Origin of the sequence: Pontibacter rufus (genome assembly GCF_015694705.1) — a bacterium.
GTDB lineage: Bacteria > Bacteroidota > Bacteroidia > Cytophagales > Hymenobacteraceae > Pontibacter > Pontibacter rufus.
In genome coordinates this window covers 225,514-247,930 of record NZ_JADQDR010000001.1, presented here as the reverse complement: position 1 = coordinate 247,930, position 22,417 = coordinate 225,514, and the positions used below count along the sequence as shown (strand labels likewise).

Here is a 22,417-nt window from a genome sequence, read left to right as displayed (position 1 = left end):
CGTGAAGTATAGACGAATTTTGCTGAAGCTCAGCGGCGAGGCACTAATGGGAGATCAGCAGTATGGCATTGACTCCAACAGGCTACTGAAGTATGCCGAAGAAATTAAAGAGGTTGCCCACATGGGCGTGCAGGTTGCTGTTGTAATTGGCGGCGGCAACATCTTCAGAGGTGTGCAGGCCGAACAGGTAGGCCTGGACCGCGTGCAGGGTGATTACATGGGCATGCTGGCAACGGTTATCAACAGCATGGCGCTGCAGAGCGCACTGGAGAAACTGGGCGTGTATACACGCTTGCTGTCAGGCATTAACATACAGCAGGTATGCGAGCCCTACATCCGCCGCCGCGCTGTGCGCCACCTCGAAAAGAACCGTGTGGTGATCTTCGGGGCCGGCATTGGCAGCCCATACTTTACCACCGACTCTGCTGCCTCGCTGCGTGCCATCGAGATAGAGGCTGACGTGGTACTGAAAGGCACTCGTGTGGATGGGATTTACTCTGCTGATCCGGAGAAGAACCCGGATGCCGAATTTTACTCAAACATATCTTTCAAAGATGTATTTGAGAAAGGCCTGAACGTAATGGACATGACGGCTTTTACGCTTTGCAAAGAAAATAACCTGCCGATTGTGGTGTTTAACATGAACAAGCCGGGTAACCTGAAGCGCCTGATAGATGGCGAGCAGGTCGGCTCACTGGTATCGATGGATGAGATTGCCGATGCCATGGAAGAAAAGATGGATAAGCTGCAGGAAACAGAGGCCAGACAGAAATCCGGCAAGTTTTAGTATTTTTGCAGCAACGTAAGTAACAAGATACAAGTATCAGGACATCAGGCATAAGACTTTTTTATTGCATCACGGTGGATGTTCCATACTTTGTGATGAAATGGTTAGCAGGTATGTCTCGTTTGTCCGGTTACTTACACTTATAGTATAGTTTTTATCAGAACCTTATTAAGCTACAATTGATATGACGGAAGAAATTCAGTTTTACCTGAGCGAAGCAGAAGAGTCGATGCAGAAAGCAGTGCAGCACACGGGCAGCGAGTTAACCAAAATCCGTGCGGGCAAAGCATCGCCTGCCATGGTAGAAGATTTACGTGTAGATTATTATGGAACACCTACCCCCATTTCGCAGGTGGCTAACGTGATGACACCGGATGCACGCACGCTGCTCATTAAGCCTTGGGAAAAAAACATGCTGGGCGAAATCAACAAAGCCATCAAAAACAGCGATCTAAACCTGAATCCGCAGCAGGAGGCTGATGCCATTCGCCTCAACATTCCGGCCCTGACCGAGGAACGCCGCCGCGAGTTGGTGAAGCAGGTGAAAAACGAAACCGAAGCCGGTAAAATCAGCATCCGCAACATCCGCAAAGATGTAAACGACTCGTTGCGAAAGCTGCAGAAGGAAGGCACCGCCGAAGATGCCGTGCGCGATGCCGAAGCCAAAGTACAGAAGCTGACAGACGCCCATATCGTGAAAATAGACGAGCTGCTTAGCAAGAAAGAAGCCGAGATTATGACAGTCTAAGTATAGCCGCTTGATTTCAGACGTTAGACATAAGACGTTAAATTTTAGCTAAAAAGGAAGCCCTTCTGATTTCTCAGAAGGGCTTCCTTTTTATACTTGCTTAAACCTTTGCTTATAGCTAATTATTCCCTTTTACCTAAAGCATGGTAAGGCATTATTGTTTGTCATCCTGAAAGGATCTTGTGGGTCAGCTGCAAGTAATTTACAAGATCCCTTCAGGATGACAAAATGTGTAACTCAAGACATCCTTATTAATGCCATTTTAATGTACAAAGGGAGCAAATGATTACATTGACGCGAAAGAAGCTGCATTCTCCATTACCAATTCACATTTGCAGCTCGCACCAACGGGAGTTAAAAAGATTTCACCTATCCCCCAGAGAAGCTTTTTGCCAGTAGGATTTCAAAGCTCTTAACTCTTAAAATAGGAAGCATACTTTGCAGGCAGTTCCTCCAGATGCTTTATTTTGATGTCTTTGTAGTATACTTCTGCGGCTTCGCTTTGCAGCTGTATTTTGCCTTTGGTGAGGGGAACAGGCTGGCCGTCTTTCAGGTAGCGTGAGTTCTGAAGCACCATCACCACCTGGCCGTTTACAATATGCAGGCTCTTGTCTTTAAAGCAAATCAGCTCTATCTCGGTCCATTCGCCTTGCGGGCTTTCGCGTTCCTCGCTGCGCAGGCAGAAGCTACCAATAGCAGAGCCGGCGCCCAGCGGCAGAAAAGGCTGCCTGGCACTGGCTACCGTGTTCATGTCTCCTTCCGGTATGTAAGCGCGCACGTCTATGGCAGAGGAAGCCTGGGGCCAGTAGTCTCCCATATGCCCCTCCATGATCTGGAATTCCTGCGAAAGCATCCAGGACCGCCAGTAATCTACCCCATTCTCGCCAACAGAATGGTACAACACGCCGGAGTCCTTCAGCTTGTCCGTTCTGGGCTCCCACTTTTTGTCGCCCCACTTCACTTTCAGTTTTAAATGGTAGTTTTCATACGCCTGTTTGGTGAAGACACACCCGTAAATTTCGCCGCTTATTTTCAGCACCGGCTCCCCATCTTCTTCAACAACCGAGAAAACATTGTTCTCATTCCTGTTATAACCGATAGGCGCTGATATTTTTCCATCCGCATCCCGTGGCAGTTCACCTTTATAGCCGTCCTTGTGCCGGTAACTCAGGTACATCTCCCACTGCGAAAGGTCCTTGTCTAGCAAAGACACCCATTCTTTTTTGAGATGAAAAGAGCTCATACTTACCATGGCGCCCAGCACCAATACGCAGGCTGCCAGGCCCTTTATCTTATCAGTTATCTTTTTCATTTTTGATTTAACAATGTAGGTCTTTCGCAAAATAGTGTTTTATATACTTAAACCCACCCCTAAACCCTCCTGGGAGGAGAATTTAAACAACTATGCGAAAGTCCTGAATGGGCCGATGAGGTTACCTGACGGCGAAAACAGCCTTTCTAAAAAATGCCCAGGAATTTCTTTCTCCTATAAATGTTATCCAGATCCTTTTCGAACAAAGTATAAGGATCGTTGTAGAACCTTATAAAATCCGGTACGCTGACCTGGCCGGGAAAAGGGGCATAGAAGTGAGTAGGGCTGCAGGTATCGTTTCGCCACACCAGCACATAGGCCAGCTGCAAATCATCCCTTTTCATGGTTTTCAGCAGTGTGTTTGTCCACCAGGTGGTATCAGGGATAGACTCTAAACCCGTTTCCGTAAAAGCGGCTAATTTCCCGGTTTTCCGGGCATAATCTGATATAATCTCCAGTTTTAATGCCGCTGTATCAATAGCATAACGGTCGCGGCCCATGTCGCCGTAGTTGTCCATGCCCACCATGTCCACCCATTCGTCGCCGGGGTACCGCTCCAGATATTGTGCTTCTGTCGTAAACCTGTTATCCGGCGAAAAGGCATAGATAAAGTTATGGACATCCAGGCTGTCGCGCAGGTAGGAAACCGTAAAACGCCACAACGAAATAAACTCTTCGCGGGAAGCATGCGGTTTGCCCCACCAGAACCAGCCACCATCAAACTCGTGAAAGGGCCGGAAAATAACCGGCGCCAGTGTTCCGTCTGCTCCCTTCAGGGTATGCGCCCATTCACCTATACCATCCAGTATTTCTTTGTACTCCTCGTGGGCTTGCCCGCCGGGAATAATATAACTTACCGCCGGCACCGACACTGTATCAACCCAATAGAAGCCACCGCCGGATACCGGATTTGAGAAATGCCAGGCTGCCGTGGTTACGCCGCCCCGGTTATAGGTATCGATGATGGTTTGCCTGACATGCTCTTTAGCTTTGCGAATGGCCTCCGGCGACTGTCCTGTAAATCCACTGAAATCCACGCCGATTACGGCCGGATGCGATCCTGTAACCGACTTCACATCCGACCGGCCTTTGTCGCCTGACCAGCCATGGCCATACTCTGTGGCATGCTGGTGGCCGAAAAGGGTGTGGTTCTTTGAGAGTTCACCAAGATTTTTGTACATCGCTTTTGTTTCGCGGGTAGCCGCTGCATCAATGGGCTTCAGGTTAACACAGCCGGCCAGAAGCAGAGAGCAAAGCAAAAGCAGCATGTAAAGATTTTTCATCAGAGGCCTAGTTAGTTAAGTGCACAAGTATAAGCAAAGCAGACCGATGACTTTGATGCTGCTTTTATAGTTGATAGCAGCGGCCGTATTTCAAAAAAGTAAAGTCTGAAGTATGGCGCTTAGTCTGCCCATTTTATAGTTAAAAGCCACCAACAAGGTAGCAACGCTTCTCTGAAATTGCAATGCTGTGCGGTGGCTGTCTGCTAAATGATTCCATCCCTCTACCGTGGAGTAAGTTAATGTATTACTGTGTTTTGATTGAGAGGAGCGTTTACCTGATAGCTATACTTCAGGAGCGTGCCGGGCATTTACGGGAGCAGAAACGCAGAGCGGCAGGAAGCCCGCACGTTTTGCATTATAGCAGGTTTTATGCGGCCGGTCAGGATAAATGCGCAAATTAAGGTTAATTTTGGCTGCAGCCGGCCCCTCGCAGTTAAGTATGGCGCTGCAACCGGCAAGTATAAATAATACAAGTATAAACGGCTCTCTTTCCCGTTGGCAGGAGCCTCAGCATATTTACAGTATAGCTTCCGTGGCACACAGCATGAAACAAGTAGCCGTTATCATCATCAACTTCAATTCGTCTGCTTATACAGTAGATTGCATCAACTCGATTCTAGAGAATACGGCGCCCACCCTTAGCTACGAAATTATAGTGGTGGACAACAACTCTGTTGCTGCAGATTATGAAACGCTGCTGCGCCAAACAGAAGGCTATCCACACCTGAGCATCCACCGGAGCATTGTAAACCTGGGCTTTTCGGGCGGCAACATGTATGGCCTGCAATTCGCAAATGCCGCCTATAGTTTTTTCCTGAACAACGACTGTGTATTGCTGAACGATAACTTAAGTATACTTTATACTTTTATGCAGGAACACCCGGATGCCGGGCTCTGCTGTGGCCAGATGCACAACAGCGACATGTCCTTCCATCATTCGTTTGGCTATTTTCCGGCAATCAGCCTTAAACTGCTGGGTTCGTCGGGGGCCAGGTGGCTTTCGGCAGGCGCTTATCCGAAGCGCAAAGTAAAGTATAGCGAACCGTTGCGGGTGCCGCTGGTAACAGGTGCTGCCATGTTCGTGGATTTCAGGAAACTTGCTGAGATAGGTGGTTTTGATACCAATTACTTTCTTTACTGCGAAGAAGAGGATCTGGCAAAGCGGCTGCAGCAAAAAGGCTATACCTGCTACCTGCAGCCCGAAGCGCGTTTTATCCACCACATGGGCAAAAGTACCAGCCGCAACTATGCCATTCTCCGCGAGAACTATATCTCACTGCTTTATTATCACCGCAAGCACCACAATTACGCGGCTTATACTTTGTTTAAACTATTATACTTCTTCAAGAACATAAAGAAGTTTTACAAAGGCGCTGTTTACGCGAAGCTTGCTTTTTTTATTCTGAAAGGTGCGCCGCTGACCTACTCGCTGAAACACAGCCAGCAAATCAGCCTGCCTCCGGCCTTTGACTGAGGCAGGTTAAACTGACTTCATTGATTGGAAAACCAGGTAAGTATATATCCTGATGCTGTTTGGGTGCTTCCCTTCGAAGGGGAACAAAAAGATTCCTAACGCGCTCAGCATGGCGAAGCTATATAAGCCAGGCAAAATCAAAGCTTTCCCAGTCAGCTAAATCAAAAAAATAGCTTCGAAGCTTAGCGACAAGTTTAGATGTATAGTTTGTGTACTTTGATGTAATCGGCTACCGGGTCGGGTACCAGGTATTTGATGCTTTTCTCTTCTTTCACGCACTGGCGGATAAAAGTAGCCGAAATATCAAGTATAGGCGCTTTTACGAAGGTTACCTCCGGCATTTCCGGCAGATCGACGGTTACGGAGCCGGATCGCGGGTAAACGTATACCTGGTGGTATTGCAGTATCCTGTCGGCATTTTTCCACTTCGGAAATAGCGGCAGGTTGTCTTCCCCCATAATCAGCACAAACTTATAGCTGGGATATTTTTCCTGCAGGTACGTAAGCGTATCGATAGTATAGCTGGGTTTGGGCATGCTGAACTCGATGTTCGAAACACCCAGGTTCGGGTTATCGGCAATAGCGAGGGAGACCATTTGCAGCCTATCGAACTCGTGCAGCAGCGTGTTGCTGAGCTTGAAAGGATTTTGCGGCGACACAACCAGCCATACCGTGTCTAGGTCGGTGTTGGTCGCCATAAAGTTGGCCAGTATCAGGTGCCCGGTGTGGATGGGGTTAAAAGAGCCAAACAGCAGCCCTACTTTCATACAATAGCAGGTTCTGAATTAAGGAAAGCGTTTACCAGTTTCTCAGCTTCGGCGCAGGCCCTTTCCAGGTCGTCATTCACAATCACTTCATCAAACTGATCTTCAAAGCCCAGTTCAAATTTGGCTTTAAACACACGGCTGGAGATGCTCGAAGCCGAATCGGTGTTGCGGGCTGTCAGGCGCTTGGCCAGTTCATCTATAGACGGCGGCTTTACAAACACGGCCAGGGCACGCGCTTTGTAAAAGTGTTTTATACTTAAGCCGCCTTTTACATCCACATCCAGTATCACGTGCTTGCCGCTTTGCCAGATGCGCTCAATCTCCGACTTAAGCGTGCCGTAAAAGGCACCTTCGTATACTTCCTCCCACTCCACAAACTCATCGTTCGCTATTCTTTTCTTAAAATCTTCCGGAGTGATGAAATAGTAATCTTTGCCGTTTTCTTCGGTGCGCCCACGTTTGTCGCGTGTGCAGGCCGAGATAGAAAAGCGCAGGTCGGGGTTGGTGCGGAGCAGGTGCTTTACAATAGTGGTTTTACCGGCACCGGATGGCGCCGAGAAGATGATGATTTTGCCTTGCATCAGGGGTTATACCGTTGTGGCCTGTATCTTGGTTTTAATGGCGAGCGCCAGGCGCTCCGGCACCAGTATACGCTTCAGGTTGCCGCTGACAAGGCCTTTGAGGAGTTTTTGTTTTTGATGGCTTTCGAAGCAGGGAACACAGTCCTCGAGGTGCCCGGTAAAAAAGGTTTGTTCTTCTGCCGTGGCTTCACCGTCTACGACGGCATCGAGCAACTTGGCTACTTTATCGCAGTCGGTTTCGTGCCTGGTATCTGAGGCAGGCTGCTCATAAGCTTCTGTAAATTTTGTTTCCATCTTAACTCAAACGTAAAGTTCTTTATCCGTTATAGCCCATCGTTCTGGCATATTTCTCTAATTTCTCTTTCAAAGAATTCCGGGCGCGGTGCAGTCTTGAGCGGACAGTGCCAATCGGGATGTCCAGTATTTTGGCCATCTCCTCGTAGGTAAAACCTTCCAGGTCGCAAAGTATAATCACCGTCCGGAAATCGACAGGCAAAGCATTCAGCGCGCTGGCTACTTCATCGCCTATCAGATCCTGCACACTTTCGGTGCGCATATCAGTGGTTGTGGCTACGCCGCTCTCCCCCTCCACATCCTCGGAATTGTAGTATCCCTCTACCTCGCTGTAGTCTACTTTGGCCGGCTGCTTGCTCTTTTTCCGGAATTCGTTAATGAACGAGTTCTTCAGGATTCGGAACAGCCATGCTTTTGCATTAGTTCCTTGCTCAAAGTAGTCGAAGAAGCGATAGGCCTTTAAATAGGTTTCCTGCACCAGGTCATTGGCATCGTCTTCGTCTAAGGTGAGCCTGTAGGCAAAGTTGTACAGAGGGTCCAGCACGGGCAACAGTTCGGCCTCGAACCGTGCGTCCTTTTCCTCCTTACTCATTTGTTTCCCTGTTTGATCGCTCATGTGCTTGTTGTTTGTTCTCCAGGTTAGCAGCAGAATATTAGAGGCAACTACACCCGCTTACCATCCGCTCGCCTTTGATTTATTTGCTGCTATATAGGTACACATACAAAAATACTGTAAAAAAGTTACTAATCGCCTATAAATGAATTTTAGTAAGCCGGCGCTGCAGTCCCAAACCAGGCAAGCACCCGCCGGCATACCTGATCCGCTGATATTTGCGCCATACAGCTGCATTTCTGCGGATCGGCGCAGGCAGCGCAGCCCTCTGCGTTTACCAGAAACTCTGCTTTATTGCCTACAGGCCCCCACCGCCCGGGATGCACCGGCCGGACGGGCGGGTAAATACCCAGGGCATGCGTGCCTACTGCTGCGGCAATGTGCAGGGTGCCCGTGCTGCAGGCCACCAGCCCGTCGGCAGCCTTTGCCAGGCTGATAAACTCTGTCAGAGACAGGCGGCCGGTTAAGTCTGTTGCAAACGGCACCTGCTCCTGCAGCCATACTTTTAATATTTCATGCTCGGCCGGAGAACCGGTAATGTATACTTTGTGGCCGGTCTGGTGCAGCATTACGGCCAGTTCAGCAAAGTTGCCGAGGCCCCATTCGCGTGCGCTGCCCTTCGATTTAGGATGCAGGATGATGTTGCGCCGCTTCTCTTCTTTGCAGAGTTCTTCCTTTAACCACGCAGGCAAAGGTGCTATTTTGGTGAGGCCCGTATAGCAGTGCATCTCTGAAAGCGGCGGAAAATCGTTTATTCCTATTCCCGACAAAAGAAGCATATTGAGCTGACTTTCGTGCAAAGGCGAATTTTTGCGCGACAGCTTGACGAGCCTGTTACACGTGAGCCAGTGAAATGCCCTGTTCCGGGTGCCCACCCGCACAGGTATACCGGCTTTTTGGGCCAGCCGGGCAAATGCTTTATTAGGATACACATGCACTACGGCATCAATTGCCTGCTCCTGCAACATGCTTAGTTGCTCCGCCTCCGGCAGCGACAGCAGGGTATCTATATTCAGAAACGCATCCACATGCTCGCAGGCAGCCACCACAGGCTGCGTGTAAGATGAGCCCAGGAAAATAATTTTACAACCGGGCAGTTTCTTTTTGAGCCAGCCGCACATGGGCAAGGTCAGCACCACATCTCCTATCGCGTCCGTTCTGCTTATTAAGATTGTTTTCATGGTGCTCAGGCTTTATACTTGTTATACATATAAAGCTTCGCATACTTTGCAAACACTGAATACGCCGATAACGTAGCGATGCAAAAGCCCTCGAAGCCATCCAGAAAGCCAAGTTGCAGCAAGTACATTCTTATAAACCTAAAGGGCGGCTTTACAATCAACCCGGGTATGGACACCCGTCTTCCCTGCTGCTGCATCTCCTTCAGGGCAATATCGGTAAAAAGATTTATCTGGTTGAGGTGCTGCCTGATGCTGGTATAAGAGTAGTGCAGCAAATCGCCTGAAATATAAGCGATACTGGCACCTTGCCCGGGAATAATTTTATCATGGGGATTCTCACCGCCCCAAACTACCTTCCTTTTATCAAATAACCGCAGCTTTCTATCCGGATACCAGCCGGTATGTTTTATCCACTTGCCGCAGTAGCTGGTGAGCCGGTTCATCTGATAAACATCAGCACGCCAGTTATGCTTGACTGCCAGCACCGATGCTTTCAGCTGATCGGAGAGCGCTTCATCAGCATCCATCGAAAGCACAAAATCAAAAGTTGCCTGCGTCAGCGCGTAATTTTTCTGCTCAATATGTCCCGCAAACGCATGTTCCACGAACCTGGCTCCCTTCGCCAGGCAGATTTCTTTTGTGCGATCTGTAGAAAAAGAGTCCACCACCACCACCTCATCTGCTATGCCTTCTACTGAATCCAGGCACCGGGCAATATTGGCTTCTTCGTTAAAAGTGATAATAACAACGGATAGGTTTACTTTCATTGCTTGCTGCTTGCGCCTGAAAAAGCATTCAGGCGCAAATATCGCTTTTTTCTGCTTAATTATACCCGGCGCCTTATCTTGGTAGCCAGCCCGAAGTATAAATCTAAGCCTGGGATAGGTATAAATTCTTCACTTTTGATGATCTTTATACTACAAATTATCTGGCGTTTACATGGAATTAAGTAAACGCCAGCTATTGTTGGCCTTCTTGCCAGCCTGCTATACTTCCGCTGATTTTACCTGCAGGTGCCAACACACAGCTAAAGTTCATATTTTTAATTCCTGATGATTTTATACTTTAAGCCTTTTATACTTCTTTTATCCGGCTACTTTGCTGCCGGTAATCTAAACCACCCGGCATATAGGGTGTGGAAGCAATAATTCAAAAAAGTAGAATCCAAATATACGTATGAATAAGTAAAAGCTCTACCTTACGCAACTATGCATATTTGTTATTACGCCTGCCATACCTTTAAGCGGCACTGTTTGCTGATCTTACTGATCCTGTGGCCGGTTCTGCTTCAGGCCCAGCAATACAACTTCCGCAACTGGACGCTGGAGGATGGTTTGCCGCAGTCGCAGGTCAGAGATGTGCTGCAGGACAACAAGAAGCAGCTCTGGATTGCTACCCGCGGGGGCGTCAGCCGTTTTGATGGCACCAACTTTTATACTTATACCAGGCAACAGGGCCTCAGCAGTAACAATATCTCCTGCCTGTTCCAGGACAGCCGGGGACGCATCTGGGCAGGCACTTCTGATCATGGACTTAATGTGCTGGAAAATGATCGTTTCCGGTCTATCAGAAGCGACCGGGGGTTGTCCGGCACCGACATCCACAGCATAGCTGAAGATACCCTGGGACGCGTATGGGTGGCTTCGGCGCAGGGATTATTCTATTCTGCAGGCAGCAGGTTTATGAAGTATTTCGGCCTCCCCGACCAGGCTTATACCTCGCTGCTTGTTACGCCCGCCGGCGATGTATGGGCAGGCAGCAAAACCGATGGCCTGTACCACATCGGGGGGCAGCCACGCCATTTCACTGTTTATAACAGCCCGCTTCCGAGCAACAGCGTCACCAGCCTGGCCTTACATCATGGCCAGGTGTGGGTGGGCACCAGCCTGGGAATTGCTTCTATCCTGGATGGTAAACTGTCCGCGCAGCGGCTGCCTTCCACTGTCTCGCTCCCCGCCGTCAGCAGTCTAACCGAAGATGCTTACGGCGACCTGTGGGCCGGATTTGAAAACAACGGCTTGCTGAAAATCAGCGGCGACAGCCTGACGCACATCACCCGGTCGAACGGGCTTCGCACCAACCACGTTAATACACTGGCCGCTGATGTGGAGGGCGACGTCTGGGTCGGCACAGATGGCTACGGGCTGCAACAGTATAAAGCGCCCTGGTTTGTACATTATTTTGATTTCGAAAGTATAACAGAGCCCCGCATTACAGCCCTGACACACGATGCACAGGGGCGCGTCTGGTTCGGCACCGACGACGGGCTGGCGGCTTATGTGCATGGCAGCGAACCGGAACCGCTCCAAAAAAAGGTCTGGCCTGATGGCACCACCCTGCACAACCTTCTGGTACAGCAGCAGGACAGCATCTGGATCTGCACCAGCAACGGCATCTGGCACCTTATGCCGGACACGGTCCGGCATTATACTGTAGCCGACGGGCTTCCATCCGACACCGTTTACCAATGCGTGCCCGACGCAGCCGGAAACCTGTGGTTCGCTACCGCCAATGGGGCTGCCGTACTGGCAAACGATACGCTTACGCAGGTTGGCGCCGGCACAAAAGAATCCCCCATGCGCATCTACTGCATCCTGCCCGACAGCAAAGGCAATATGTGGTTTGGCACTGAGTCTGGCGTATACCGGCTGCAAAACGGCCGGCTGCAGCATCCGCCGGAACTGAAATCTTATCACATGGAAGAGGTCACGACGATTGCCGAAGACAAAGCGGGCAACTTATACTTTGGCGTTTTCAACTATGGCATCGTTATGCTGCGGCCAAAAGGTGGTTCCCTGCTGCTGAACGCTGCTGCCGGTCTGCCCAACGAAGGCATCCGGAGCCTGTATGCAGATGCGCGCGACAACCTGTGGGCGGGCACCAGCCGCAGCCTGCTGAAAATACGCCTGGCGCCGCTGCGCCGGAACAGCCAGCTCAGCTATCGCGCCTTTACCAGTCAGGAGGGCTTCAGCGGCATAGAAGTCGGGTACAATACCATTACGCAAACACCGGATGGTACGCTCTGGTTTGGTACGGTTAAAGGCCTGACCCGGTATATCCCTGACCTGGATCGCCATAAAAAAGTATACCCGCAGGTAAGGCTAAACAATATACTTCTGTTTCTGAAACCGACAAACTGGAACCGGCTCGGCTTTAAGCTGGATGCTGCCACCAAGCTGCCGAAGCACCTGCGCCTGCCCTACAACCAGAACCATCTTACCTTTGATTACTACGCCATCAGCTTATCGGCTCCGGATAAAATACGGTACAAATACAGGCTTACCGGATATGATGAGCAATGGTCGCCGGTAACCAGGCAGTCGTACGCCACCTATGCCAACCTGGCGCCGGGCACCTATACCTTTGAGTTGTTGGCCTGCAACAACAACGGCTACTGGACACAGGAGCCGCTGCGCTATACTTTTGCTATTATACCGCCTATCTGGCGGCGCGAGTGGTTTATCGGGGTACTGCTGCTGCTGGCGGCGGCAACCATACTGACTGTGATGCACCTGCGCGAAAAAAACTTGGTGAAGATGAACAGCCTCCTGGAAATGAAAGTGCAGCACCGCACAGGTTTGCTGGAACGGAAAAACCGGGAGAAGGAGACATTGCTGCAGGAGATACACCACCGCGTAAAAAACAACCTGCAGATAGTTATCAGCATGCTTAACCTGCAGGCGCGGCACGTTGAAGACCCACTGGCACAGGAGGTGATGCGCGCTATCCGGGGCCGCGTCCGCTCCATGTCGCTGTTGCATGAGCGCCTTTATCGCCACGACGACCTGGGCCAGATTGACCTGGAGGACTATTTCAGGAGCATCTGCGACAGCCTGTATGCTTCGTATGGCAAAGATGAACAGCAAGTGGGATTGCGCCTGGAAGTGCCGCCCATAAAGTTAGACATTGATGCAGCCATTACGCTGGGCCTGATTATAAACGAACTTATATCTAATACCTTAAAATATGCTTTCCCTGTAGGGCAAAAAGGACTGCTGCACATCCAATTAAAACATAACAATAACGGGCATTATACTTTAACTGTGAGCGATAACGGCCGGGGATTGCCTGAAGGATTCGCGCTCAGGCAGAAGCAATCATTTGGCTTACAGCTTGTTGCATCGCTAAGCAAAAAGCTGAACGGCGAAATAACGTTCTCCAACGAGAATGGCACAAAAACAATACTATATTTTGTTTTACCATCCTAAATTTAAAATTCTCGTATGAGTTAATGTTATGACGAAACCAAAGATTCTTATATCGGAAGATGAGGTGATCATTGCCGAGGATATTGCAGCAAGCCTGGAAGAATTAGGATATGAAATATGCGCAATTGACTCCGGTGAAGAAACCCTTAACATAATCCGGGAAACCCAGCCAGATCTGGTACTGCTTGACATTAACCTTCGAGGCAAGGCCGATGGCGTAGAAATAGGCGCCCGTATCCGCCAGGAGTTTAATCTCCCATTTATTTACCTGACAGCCTACGCCGACAAAGCCACACTGGACAGAGCAAAGAAAACAGAGCCTGATGGTTTTCTGGTGAAGCCGTTTGATGAAAAGGGTTTGCGTTCAGCCATCGAGATAGCTTTATACAAACATGATAATCAGAATGGGAAAGGCATAGATGGTACGCAGCAAAATGCAAAAGAACAGGAGGTCGCGACCGATTATATCTTTGTTAAAGTAAAACACCGCATTATAAAAGTACAATACAGCAATATTTTATGGGTAGAAGCCTACGATAATTACTCTTTCATTGTAACGGCTGACCAGAAGTATCTTGTCAGTTCTACGTTAAAGGATATGGAGCAGAAACTGCCGCCACAGAACTTTGTGCGTGTGCACCGTTCCTACATCGCCAACCTCGATATGATAGAGGCGCTGGAAGAAAACGCCGTTGTATTTGCCAAAGGCGATATTCCTATCGGCAAATCTTATAAAAAAACGCTCATGTCGCGGTTTAATATTATATAGATCGCTTGACACGTAACACGACATGAGTGCGTGTTTCTAAGCAGCACAACAATACTTACGGCAAGCCCTGATACTGTTCGCACTTACAACATAGCCATACCTGCAGAAACATTGTCCAGCACTATTCAGCCAGAACTTATACTTAAAAGCGAAGGCCGGTACTGTGCAGTACCGGCCTTCATTTTTATACTTACAGCAATAAAAGTCTTGTGTCTTTTATTGCTATCTGTGGCTTAACAATTAGTACCTGTAGTATTCCGGCTTGTACGGGCCTTCTACTTCCACGCCAATGTAGCGTGCCTGATCCGGGCGCAATACATCCAGTTCAACGCCAATCTTGCTTAAGTGCAGGCGGGCGACTTTCTCATCTAGGTGCTTGGGCAAAGTATAAACTTCGTTTCCGTAGGCATCTGCGTTTGTCCAGAGCTCAAGCTGTGCCAGTGTCTGGTTCGAGAAGGAGTTCGACATCACAAAAGAAGGGTGTCCGGTGGCACAGCCCAGGTTCACCAAACGGCCTTCGGCCAGCACGATGATGTCTTTGCCCTCAATATTATACAAATCTACCTGCGGCTTGATAACGTCTTTGGTATGGCCGTAGTTTCCGTTCAGCCAGGCCATGTCTATCTCGTTATCAAAGTGGCCGATGTTACATACAATAGCTTTGTCTTTCAGCGCGCGGAAATGTTCTTCCTTGATAATGTCTTTGTTGCCAGTGGCAGTAACCACAATATCCGCCTCTTTAACTGCATCTGCCATACGTTTTACGGCAAAGCCATCCATTGCGGCCTGCAGGGCACAAATCGGGTCAATTTCGGTTACGATTACGCGGGCTCCGGCGCCACGAAGCGAAGCGGCAGAACCTTTGCCCACGTCGCCATAACCGGCTACAACCGCTACTTTACCGGCCATCATTACGTCGGTGGCACGGCGAATCGCATCTACCAGCGACTCTTTGCAGCCATACTTGTTATCAAACTTGGATTTGGTTACCGAGTCGTTTACGTTAATGGCTGGCATCGGCAAGGTACCGTTCTTCATGCGTTCGTACAGGCGATGCACGCCGGTAGTAGTTTCTTCAGAAAGACCTTTAATACCTGCAGCCAGTTCCGGGTATTTATCCAGCACCATGTTGGTCAGGTCGCCGCCGTCATCCAGAATCATATTCAGCGGTTTGCGATCTTCGCCAAAGAATAGGGTCTGTTCGATGCACCAGTCAAACTCCTCGGCAGTCATCCCCTTCCAGGCATACACCGAGATGCCGGCAGCGGCAATAGCAGCGGCAGCGTGATCCTGGGTAGAGAAAATGTTGCACGAAGACCAGGTAACTTCTGCGCCCAGTTCTACCAGCGTTTCGATGAGCACAGCCGTCTGGATGGTCATGTGCAGGCAACCGGCAATGCGTGCGCCTGCCAGTGGTTTGTCCGGGCCAAACTCCTCGCGGATAGCCATCAGGCCCGGCATTTCGGCTTCAGCCAGTTTTATCTCTTTGCGGCCCCATTCCGCCAGCGAAATATCCTTTACTTTATACTTCAGATATGTATCTATCATGCTTCAAATATTTTCAAATGAGAACACAAAAGTACGAAAATTGTTGCAAGAATTCAATGATATACTACGCCGTTACGCGTGTGTTCTTATCATAGCACAGACCTTGCAGTGTGTGCAGCTCCCACAAGTATCTGTTTACCGGCTCTTCAGACACTCGCAGGAGCTGCGCGCACTGCCAGGTCTTATATTATAACGGCAAATGCAGAAAGCACAAGTAAGCCGTATTTTGTTGTATTATATTTGTGCTTTATACTTCATCATAAAATCATTTAATGCGCATTTTCTCCGAACAGGAAAAACAATTTATGCAGGAGCACCGGCAGGATGACGCGGCCCAACTGATGCTGCAGGCCCAGCGCTACCCGCACCTGCCCATGCTGGAACTGGTGCAGCAACTACAGGCCCGGCAAAAAGCAGCGGCCAAGCTCCCGGCCTGGGCTGCTAACCCGGACGTAGTTTTTCCGGCTACAATTTCGGTGGAGCAAAGCTCTTCAGAAACAACGGCCGCCTTTAAAGCATCGCTGGTGCAGGGTGAGTTGCTGGTGGATTTGACAGGCGGCTTTGGCGTAGACAGTTTATACTTTGCCAAACGCTTTAAGCAGGTGGTACACGTAGAGCAGAACCCGGAGTTGCAGGAGGTAGCCAGGTATAACTTCGATTTGCTGCAGGCCCGCAACATCCAAAGTATAAATACGACAGCAGAAGCTTTTCTGGAAGGTTTTAAAGGCAAAGCGGACGTTTTATACGTAGACCCGGCGCGGCGTGGGGGCGGCAACGAAAAGCTGCACCTGCTGCAGGACTGCGAGCCGGATGTGCTTAGCCTGCTGCCGCTGCTGTTTGCCAAAGCCAATGCCGTACTGCTCAAAACCTCCCCGATGCTGGACATTGATCTGGCGCTGGCACAACTTGGGCAGGTAACCAAACTATGGGTAGTAGCGGTGCAGAATGAAGTGAAAGAAGTATTATACCTGCTGCAGCCGGAAGCGCTGCCCGCACAGGCAGAACGCACAGCCGTAAACCTGCTGCCAAACGGCGCGCCGCAGCAACTTACGTTTACGAAGGCCGCAGAGGAGGCCGCACAGGTCAGCTACACTGATCCGCAGGAATATATTTACGAGCCCAATGCTGCCATCCTGAAAGCCGGCGCTTACCGCTACCTGGGCCAATACTTACATCTGAGCAAACTGCATCCCAACAGTCACCTATATACTTCAGCAACGCTTCTCCCTAACTTTCCGGGCCGCGCTTTCCGCTGCACGGGCCTCAGCCGTTACAGCAAGAAAGAGCTGCTGCGCCAGCTACCCGGTAAGCAGGCCAACATCACGGTGCGCAATTTCCCGGAATCTGTGGCCGGTATACGCCGCAAAACAGGCATCAGGGAAGGCGGCGACACGTACCTGTTCTTTACCACCGACAGGCACCAGAAACCTGTCGTGCTTTTCTGCCGGAAGATAGCTTAGGCAGCTCGGATTGCCGCCCCATACTTGCTCTAAGCACAAGGCCTTTTACTTACAAACTGCTGCCGAAACAATAGTTAACAAGCCGGTCAGAACACCGTAGACTATAAGAGCAAGTTTAAATACGGATAATTTAACAAGCCACAACGGCAGCCGTATGATAAACAACAGGTAGTGTGGTACTGCCTGTTTAGGTAAAGCTGCATGGAACGGAGATGTTCTGACAGCTGACCGTAGAACTCTTTAAAGTATAAAACGATGAACAAAGACCAAGAAAATAAGAAATCAGAACTGACAGATAAAAGCAAGAGCGACAAGTCAGATATCTCCAACAGCCTCGAAAAAGATGTGGTAAGCAATAAGATGCCTGCAGACAAGACGCCCCAGGGCCGCACCGATAACGAGGAAGACCGAGAGACTAAGAAAAAAGAGAAGTAAAGCACCTCTGAACTCAAAACAGCCATAGTATAACCTGCTATGGCTGTTTTAGGTTTACAGGCTACTGTCAGGCTGCTGTGGGTGGCTTTTCTGATGATGTAACAAGCCCTGGAAGTATAAACAGGCAGGTAGCGGCGGGCCAAATGTTTAACAGTGGCTGCTTTCCTGTATCTTCGCTTTTATTTGACAAACCAGCTATCAATGAAGCGACACTTCCTCCTCTTTCTGCTGCTTATACCTTACAGTTTCAGTGCCTTGGGCCAGTCGGTTACGTTTATACTTCAGTCGCCAAACTTACCCGACACCAGCAAAGTATATATTACGGGCAGTGCGCCGCAACTGGGCAACTGGAACCCGGCGGGCGTGGAAATGAAACATACCGGCAATCATACCTGGCAAAAGCAGTTGCAGTTGCCGCAGAACAGCATCGAATACAAGTATACGCTCGGCTCCTGGGCGCAGGAAGGAACTGACGCTGCAGGCCAGCCGCTGCAAAACTTCACCATCAACATAGCGAACGACACCGTGATACAGGATGAAGTAAATAACTGGAAGATAGGCGAAAAGCCTCCTGTAGCGGGCGGCATAACGGGCACGGTAAAGTACCACCGCAACCTGAAAGGCAAAGGTATTCCGTCGCGCGATTTGGTGGTGTGGCTGCCACCGGATTATGATACAGCCAAAAACAAGCGCTACCCGGTGCTGTACATGCACGACGGCCAAAACATTTTCGACCCGGCTACCAGCTCTTTTGGTAATGAATGGCGCATCGACGAGACGGCCGACAGCCTGATAAAAGCCGGGGCCATTGAACCTGTAATTGTAGTGGGCATTTACAACACCCCCGACCGAAGCGACGAATATACTCCCGGCAAGCAGGCCAACGCCTACATGAATTTTGTAGTGAATACCGTAAAACCGCTTATCGACCAGACGTACCGCACCAAATCCGGCCGCAAATACACAGCAACCGGCGGCTCTTCTGCCGGTGGCATTGTCGCCTTTATGCTGGCCTGGGAGCACCCGGATGTGTTTTCGAAAGCCATTTGTATGTCGCCCGCCTTTAAGATTGAGGACATTGATTATGTAGACAATGTGCTGGCTTATCAGGGCAAAAAGAAACCCCTGTTCTTTTACATCGACAACGGGGGCATTGCGCTGGAAAACAAACTACAGCCCGGTGTAGACCAGATGCTGGCTGCCCTCAAAGCAAAAGGTTACCAGGAAGGCAAAGACTTTTACTGGCAAAAAGCGCCCCAGGCCCGACACTCCGAAACCGCCTGGGCCAAACGTATGCCAGTTGCTTTAAAGCTGTTGTTCCCGATGCGGTGATACTTCTTAAGTATAAACTTGACGCACTATGCAACTCTTCAGGAAGTATTCCTCTTTATACCGTTAACACTGTACATTGAATAAATATATTGCTACATTGCATTAGCAATATACTATGCAAAAATTCTCAAAAATAGCTGAAAGTTTTGGCAAACGTTGTAGGAACCGCCTCTATGTATAGTATAAATAGCAGGAATTACTCCTGCTATCCAGTAGCTATGCTGTTCGACTCCTTAAACTTCGACAATTCTTAAATGAAAGTACTGCTTGATACAAATATTATAATCCATAGAGAAGCACATAGGCTGAGCAGATTAGATATTGGGCAATTATTTAATTGGCTTGATAAGTTGCGATATGATAAGTACATACACCCATTGACGGTACAGGAGCTGAATACATATAAAGACCCCAATTCAACAAAGTTGATGAACATTAAAATTGAGAGCTATAATACCCTAAAACATCAAGCTCCTTTAGGTGACAAAATAAGACAGGTCAGTAAGCAGATCGATACTTCCCATAATGATATTAATGACACGCAGATTCTGAATGAAGTTTTTGAAGACAGAGTTGACATACTCATTTCTGAAGACAAGAAAATGCATACGAAAGCAAAGCTTCTTGGAATTGAGGACAGAGTATTTAAAATTCAATCCTTTTTAGAAAAAGCAACTGCTGAAAATCCTGGTTTAGTAAGCTACAAAGTTTTAGCAATTAAAAAAGTAGACTTTGCTGAAGTAAATTTAAAAGACCCATTTTTTGATAGCTTCAGGAGTGATTATAGTGATTTCGATAAGTGGTTTAATAGTAAGTCTGAAAAACCTTGTTATGTATGCTACAGTGATAATAATATAACAGCCTTTCTATACATTAAAGTTGAGAGAGTTGGTGAAGAAAGTTATTCTGATATAACACCAATTTTTAAACCAAAGAAAAGACTGAAAATTGGAACATTAAAAGTTACAGGAAATGGCTATAAAATCGGTGAACGATTTTTAAAAACAATTTTTGACAATGCCTTACTTTTTAAAGTTGAAGAAATTTATGTAACTATATTCAACAAAAGATCGGAACAAGAACAATTGATAGAGATGCTTGAAGAATGGGGCTTTGTTAAGCATGGAATTAAGACTTCACAAAATGGAGATGAGCTTGTGTATGTAAGGCCGTTTAGTAAAAGCTTGTCAGTAAACATAGAAAGCCCTAAGCTGACATTCCCTTTTTTTTCCAGAGAAACGGATAAGTATATTATCAGAATTGAGCCACAATATCATACAGAACTATTTCCAGATAGTATAAATACAAGAGAAGACAAAACAAAGTATATAGAAAATGAACCTCATAGAAACAGAATAAGTAAAGCCTATATTTCACATTCGCCAGACAGAAATTTGAAGTCAGGAGACATTGTTTTAATTTATAGGATTGGTGACGAAGGAACCAAGAAAACTTTCACAAGCACAATAACATCAATCTGTATTGTGGAAAGTATAAAAAATAACTTTAAGAGTTTCGACGACTTTTTTAATGCTTGTAACCGTCGAACTATGATTTCTAAAGCTGATTTAAAAAATAAATGGTGGGGCAAATTTCCCAATTACAAACCTTTTGTGATTAATCTTTTGTATGCACATTCTTTTCCAACACCCAAACCTACCCTTAATGATCTTATTAACTTAAAAATATTTGCAGATAATAGAAGCTTACCAAAAGGCTTCGCTAAATTAACGAACCAACAGTTTAATGATTTAATTAGATTTGCCTTTAACAAGGAATACAAGAATAAGAGATGAAAGTTGTATTGTCGATAAAGCCGGAATTTGCTAATAAAATCTTCGATGGGACAAAGAAATTTGAGTTCCGCAAGGTTATTTTTAAAAATGATAAAGTAACGACGATAATCGTTTATGCCTCATCTCCTATAAAGCAAGTTATAGGAGAGTTTGAAATAGAAAAGATTATTAATAAGGACATCGACACTCTTTGGAGCTTAACACAACAATATTCGGGTATTTCTGAGGATTACTTTTATCAGTATTTTGCTAATAGAGAAGAAGGCTTTGCTATTCAAATTAAAAATACAAAAAAATATAAACACCCTAAATGCTTACGAACACACTATAATTTGTTTCCACCTCAATCATTCGCTTATTACTTACAGCCATAAGGGTGTGACATGAAGCACAGCACACAACATCAACTTTAAAATAAAGGCTGAACATTTACTGAACAGCGGAAAGTAAATGTGTCTAAAGTTTTTTAAATACCCTTACTTCTTAAAGCTGTCACCTATCGTTACATAGCGTTTAGCAACAAAAAATTAACTAAACTCACTTATATTTGATTATGAACTACGAAGAATATATTGAGATCAGACCTGATAAAAGGTTTGGTAAACCGTGCATAAAAGGAACACGGATAACCGTTTATGATGTCCTGAATTGGCTCTCTAATGGTATGAGCAAGCAAGAAATTATGGAAGATTTTGAAGAATTGTCAGAGGAAATGATCAGTGCGTGCTTAGCTTTCGCTGCAGATAAAGAGCATAAATTAAAGATTGCGTCTTGAAACTGTTATTTGATCAAAATATCTCTCCAAAAATCGTTAAACAATTGAGTGATGTTTTTCCTGACTCTAAGCAAGTTCGGCATGTTGGATTAGAAGATGCCTCAGATGTCACCATCTTTGAGTACGCTAAACGGAATAATTATGCAATAGTAACGTTTGATTCAGATTATGTTGATTTAAATGTCGTAAGAGGCATTCCTCCCAAAATAATCTGGTTGAAAACAGGAAATTTAACAACAACATCAATTTCAGATCTTCTCAAGAAGAATATTTCCCTGATTCAAAATTTCTTACTATCCGGGGAAAAGGAAATATTAGAAATAATAAAAGATGCCCCATAATAACCCATAATAATAAGTAAGCCGTTTGACTGACAAACTTGCTAACAAAACATCGCCTTTACTTCCCCCTCCTACTCACCCATTTATTCCCTTTTATCCAGAACCGCCAGGGCAGCAGGGCGTCTTCGCCGGCATAATCTACCCCGATGCGGGGACCGGCGGCTATACTTTCCGGCGCTATACTTGTCCCTTTATCCTCCAACCATACTACATTGCCGCTCAGGTCGGCGCCGTATAGTTTTTTGTTGATGCCCAGGGCTATACTCAGCACGCCGGGCCCGGCTGTCAGGTTGGGTTTTATACTTACCATGTTGCGGCGCAACAGCATTTCCGCCACGCCTGTTTCCGGCGCAATGGCCCGCACCAGCACGGCATCGGCTTTGTCCTTTTGGTTAGTGATGATGTTGAACAGGTAATAAATGCCATACACCAGGTATACATAAGCCACGCCGCCCTCGTGGTACATGATTTCCGTGCGCTGGGTGCGGCGGTCGAGGTGGGCGTGACAGGCGCGATCGTTTTGCCCCGAATATGCTTCGGTCTCCACAATCATGCCGCCGGTCAGCATACCGTCTACGCAAGTATAAATGTACTTGCCCAGCAACTCCTGCGCAATTTGTACAACATCGGGGCGGGTATAAAAGGATTTCGGCAGTTTCAAGTTTATCGTTTGTCGTGTTTTGTGTATGGTTGTTACGGTGCCTCGGCTTTCA

22 protein-coding genes are annotated in these 22,417 nt (G+C 47.6%); 12 read left to right on the top strand and 10 right to left on the bottom strand.

Annotation, left to right across the window (positions count from 1 at the left end; all coding sequences use genetic code 11):
* Position 1 precedes the first annotated feature (1 nt).
* A complete protein-coding gene (pyrH, locus tag I2I11_RS01095) occupies positions 2–787 on the top strand; it encodes a UMP kinase (RefSeq protein ID WP_370582896.1) in 786 nt (261 codons plus the stop codon).
* A 184-nt stretch (positions 788–971) separates the two neighbouring features.
* Positions 972–1,535 (top strand): ribosome recycling factor, encoded by a 564-nt coding sequence (frr, locus tag I2I11_RS01090; RefSeq protein ID WP_196265821.1) that lies wholly within the window; start codon positions 972–974, stop codon positions 1,533–1,535.
* A 412-nt stretch (positions 1,536–1,947) separates the two neighbouring features.
* Here frr and I2I11_RS01085 read toward each other — a convergent pair whose 3' ends face one another.
* Both I2I11_RS01085 and I2I11_RS01080 read right to left on the bottom strand, forming a co-directional pair.
* Complete coding sequence (locus I2I11_RS01085; protein ID WP_196265820.1) at positions 1,948–2,847, bottom strand: 3-keto-disaccharide hydrolase; 900 nt, start codon at positions 2,845–2,847, stop codon at positions 1,948–1,950.
* 146 nt (positions 2,848–2,993) lie between these two features.
* A complete protein-coding gene (locus I2I11_RS01080; protein WP_196265819.1) occupies positions 2,994–4,130 on the bottom strand; it encodes a glycoside hydrolase family 26 protein in 1,137 nt (378 codons plus the stop codon).
* A 409-nt stretch (positions 4,131–4,539) separates the two neighbouring features.
* Here I2I11_RS01080 and I2I11_RS01075 point away from each other — a divergent pair, with 409 nt between their 5' ends.
* The gene (locus I2I11_RS01075) at positions 4,540–5,604 is read left to right on the top strand and encodes a glycosyltransferase family 2 protein (protein ID WP_196265818.1); all 1,065 of its coding nucleotides are present in this window, start codon (positions 4,540–4,542) and stop codon (positions 5,602–5,604) included.
* Between the two features lie 194 nt (positions 5,605–5,798).
* Here the strand turns inward: I2I11_RS01075 and nadD are convergent, their stop codons facing one another.
* From nadD to I2I11_RS01045, 6 genes are all read right to left on the bottom strand, one after another.
* Positions 5,799–6,371: a nicotinate (nicotinamide) nucleotide adenylyltransferase gene (gene nadD / locus I2I11_RS01070; RefSeq protein WP_196265817.1), complete on the bottom strand. Its 573-nt coding sequence runs from the start codon at positions 6,369–6,371 to the stop codon at positions 5,799–5,801.
* On the bottom strand, positions 6,368–6,952 hold the full coding sequence (gene gmk / locus I2I11_RS01065; protein ID WP_196265816.1) for a guanylate kinase: 585 nt from the start codon (positions 6,950–6,952) through the stop codon (positions 6,368–6,370). The genes nadD and gmk overlap by 4 nt, the downstream gene beginning before the upstream one ends.
* 6 nt (positions 6,953–6,958) lie before the next feature.
* Positions 6,959–7,246 carry a zf-HC2 domain-containing protein gene (locus tag I2I11_RS01060; protein ID WP_196265815.1) on the bottom strand — a complete coding sequence of 96 codons (288 nt, stop codon included), beginning with the start codon at positions 7,244–7,246 and terminating at the stop codon, positions 6,959–6,961.
* 22 nt (positions 7,247–7,268) lie between these two features.
* A complete protein-coding gene (locus I2I11_RS01055) occupies positions 7,269–7,862 on the bottom strand; it encodes a sigma-70 family RNA polymerase sigma factor (protein WP_196265814.1) in 594 nt (197 codons plus the stop codon).
* A 149-nt stretch (positions 7,863–8,011) separates the two neighbouring features.
* On the bottom strand, positions 8,012–9,040 hold the full coding sequence (locus I2I11_RS01050) for a glycosyltransferase family 9 protein (RefSeq protein ID WP_196265813.1): 1,029 nt from the start codon (positions 9,038–9,040) through the stop codon (positions 8,012–8,014).
* A gap of 5 nt (positions 9,041–9,045) precedes the next feature.
* Complete coding sequence (locus tag I2I11_RS01045) at positions 9,046–9,807, bottom strand: glycosyltransferase family 2 protein (RefSeq protein WP_196265812.1); 762 nt, start codon at positions 9,805–9,807, stop codon at positions 9,046–9,048.
* Positions 9,808–10,293: 486 nt separating this feature from the next.
* Between I2I11_RS01045 and I2I11_RS01040 the strand changes: the two genes are divergently transcribed.
* Positions 10,294–13,248 (top strand): ligand-binding sensor domain-containing protein, encoded by a 2,955-nt coding sequence (locus I2I11_RS01040; RefSeq protein ID WP_196265811.1) that lies wholly within the window; start codon positions 10,294–10,296, stop codon positions 13,246–13,248.
* A gap of 28 nt (positions 13,249–13,276) precedes the next feature.
* Positions 13,277–14,017, top strand: a complete 741-nt coding sequence (locus I2I11_RS01035) for a LytR/AlgR family response regulator transcription factor (RefSeq protein WP_196265810.1) — start codon at positions 13,277–13,279, stop codon at positions 14,015–14,017.
* 240 nt (positions 14,018–14,257) lie between these two features.
* Here I2I11_RS01035 and ahcY read toward each other — a convergent pair whose 3' ends face one another.
* On the bottom strand, positions 14,258–15,565 hold the full coding sequence (gene ahcY, locus I2I11_RS01030; RefSeq protein WP_196265809.1) for an adenosylhomocysteinase: 1,308 nt from the start codon (positions 15,563–15,565) through the stop codon (positions 14,258–14,260).
* 272 nt (positions 15,566–15,837) lie between these two features.
* Here ahcY and I2I11_RS01025 point away from each other — a divergent pair, with 272 nt between their 5' ends.
* The 7 genes from I2I11_RS01025 (at position 15,838) to I2I11_RS00995 (ending at position 21,704) form a co-directional block, all read left to right on the top strand.
* Entirely contained in the window at positions 15,838–17,025 is a 1,188-nt protein-coding gene (locus I2I11_RS01025; protein WP_196265808.1) for a THUMP-like domain-containing protein, read from the top strand.
* A gap of 255 nt (positions 17,026–17,280) precedes the next feature.
* Entirely contained in the window at positions 17,281–17,460 is a 180-nt protein-coding gene (locus I2I11_RS01020) for a hypothetical protein (RefSeq protein ID WP_196265807.1), read from the top strand.
* Between the two features lie 201 nt (positions 17,461–17,661).
* The gene (locus tag I2I11_RS01015) at positions 17,662–18,792 is read left to right on the top strand and encodes an alpha/beta hydrolase-fold protein (RefSeq protein WP_196265806.1); all 1,131 of its coding nucleotides are present in this window, start codon (positions 17,662–17,664) and stop codon (positions 18,790–18,792) included.
* A 254-nt stretch (positions 18,793–19,046) separates the two neighbouring features.
* Positions 19,047–20,588: a PIN domain-containing protein gene (locus I2I11_RS01010; protein ID WP_196265805.1), complete on the top strand. Its 1,542-nt coding sequence runs from the start codon at positions 19,047–19,049 to the stop codon at positions 20,586–20,588.
* Positions 20,585–20,962 carry an ASCH domain-containing protein gene (locus I2I11_RS01005; protein WP_196265804.1) on the top strand — a complete coding sequence of 126 codons (378 nt, stop codon included), beginning with the start codon at positions 20,585–20,587 and terminating at the stop codon, positions 20,960–20,962. The genes I2I11_RS01010 and I2I11_RS01005 overlap by 4 nt, the downstream gene beginning before the upstream one ends.
* A 179-nt stretch (positions 20,963–21,141) precedes the next feature.
* Positions 21,142–21,363 carry a DUF433 domain-containing protein gene (locus tag I2I11_RS01000; RefSeq protein WP_196265803.1) on the top strand — a complete coding sequence of 74 codons (222 nt, stop codon included), beginning with the start codon at positions 21,142–21,144 and terminating at the stop codon, positions 21,361–21,363.
* On the top strand, positions 21,360–21,704 hold the full coding sequence (locus I2I11_RS00995) for a DUF5615 family PIN-like protein (RefSeq protein ID WP_196265802.1): 345 nt from the start codon (positions 21,360–21,362) through the stop codon (positions 21,702–21,704). The genes I2I11_RS01000 and I2I11_RS00995 overlap by 4 nt, the downstream gene beginning before the upstream one ends.
* Positions 21,705–21,762: 58 nt before the next feature.
* Here I2I11_RS00995 and I2I11_RS00990 read toward each other — a convergent pair whose 3' ends face one another.
* Entirely contained in the window at positions 21,763–22,365 is a 603-nt protein-coding gene (locus I2I11_RS00990; RefSeq protein WP_196265801.1) for a DNA-3-methyladenine glycosylase, read from the bottom strand.
* Positions 22,366–22,417: the final 52 nt, after the last annotated feature.

Coding starts and splice junctions, on each gene's coding strand:
- frr (WP_196265821.1), top strand. CDS start 972: ATGACGGAAGAAATTCAGTTTTACCTGAGCGAAGCAGAAGAGTCGATG.
- I2I11_RS01085 (WP_196265820.1), bottom strand. CDS start 2,847: ATGAAAAAGATAACTGATAAGATAAAGGGCCTGGCAGCCTGCGTATTG.
- I2I11_RS01080 (WP_196265819.1), bottom strand. CDS start 4,130: ATGAAAAATCTTTACATGCTGCTTTTGCTTTGCTCTCTGCTTCTGGCC.
- nadD (WP_196265817.1), bottom strand. CDS start 6,371: ATGAAAGTAGGGCTGCTGTTTGGCTCTTTTAACCCCATCCACACCGGG.
- gmk (WP_196265816.1), bottom strand. CDS start 6,952: ATGCAAGGCAAAATCATCATCTTCTCGGCGCCATCCGGTGCCGGTAAA.
- I2I11_RS01060 (WP_196265815.1), bottom strand. CDS start 7,246: ATGGAAACAAAATTTACAGAAGCTTATGAGCAGCCTGCCTCAGATACC.
- I2I11_RS01055 (WP_196265814.1), bottom strand. CDS start 7,862: ATGAGCGATCAAACAGGGAAACAAATGAGTAAGGAGGAAAAGGACGCA.
- I2I11_RS01050 (WP_196265813.1), bottom strand. CDS start 9,040: ATGAAAACAATCTTAATAAGCAGAACGGACGCGATAGGAGATGTGGTG.
- I2I11_RS01045 (WP_196265812.1), bottom strand. CDS start 9,807: ATGAAAGTAAACCTATCCGTTGTTATTATCACTTTTAACGAAGAAGCC.
- I2I11_RS01035 (WP_196265810.1), top strand. CDS start 13,277: ATGACGAAACCAAAGATTCTTATATCGGAAGATGAGGTGATCATTGCC.
- ahcY (WP_196265809.1), bottom strand. CDS start 15,565: ATGATAGATACATATCTGAAGTATAAAGTAAAGGATATTTCGCTGGCG.
- I2I11_RS01025 (WP_196265808.1), top strand. CDS start 15,838: ATGCGCATTTTCTCCGAACAGGAAAAACAATTTATGCAGGAGCACCGG.
- I2I11_RS01020 (WP_196265807.1), top strand. CDS start 17,281: ATGAACAAAGACCAAGAAAATAAGAAATCAGAACTGACAGATAAAAGC.
- I2I11_RS01015 (WP_196265806.1), top strand. CDS start 17,662: ATGAAGCGACACTTCCTCCTCTTTCTGCTGCTTATACCTTACAGTTTC.
- I2I11_RS01010 (WP_196265805.1), top strand. CDS start 19,047: ATGAAAGTACTGCTTGATACAAATATTATAATCCATAGAGAAGCACAT.
- I2I11_RS01005 (WP_196265804.1), top strand. CDS start 20,585: ATGAAAGTTGTATTGTCGATAAAGCCGGAATTTGCTAATAAAATCTTC.
- I2I11_RS01000 (WP_196265803.1), top strand. CDS start 21,142: ATGAACTACGAAGAATATATTGAGATCAGACCTGATAAAAGGTTTGGT.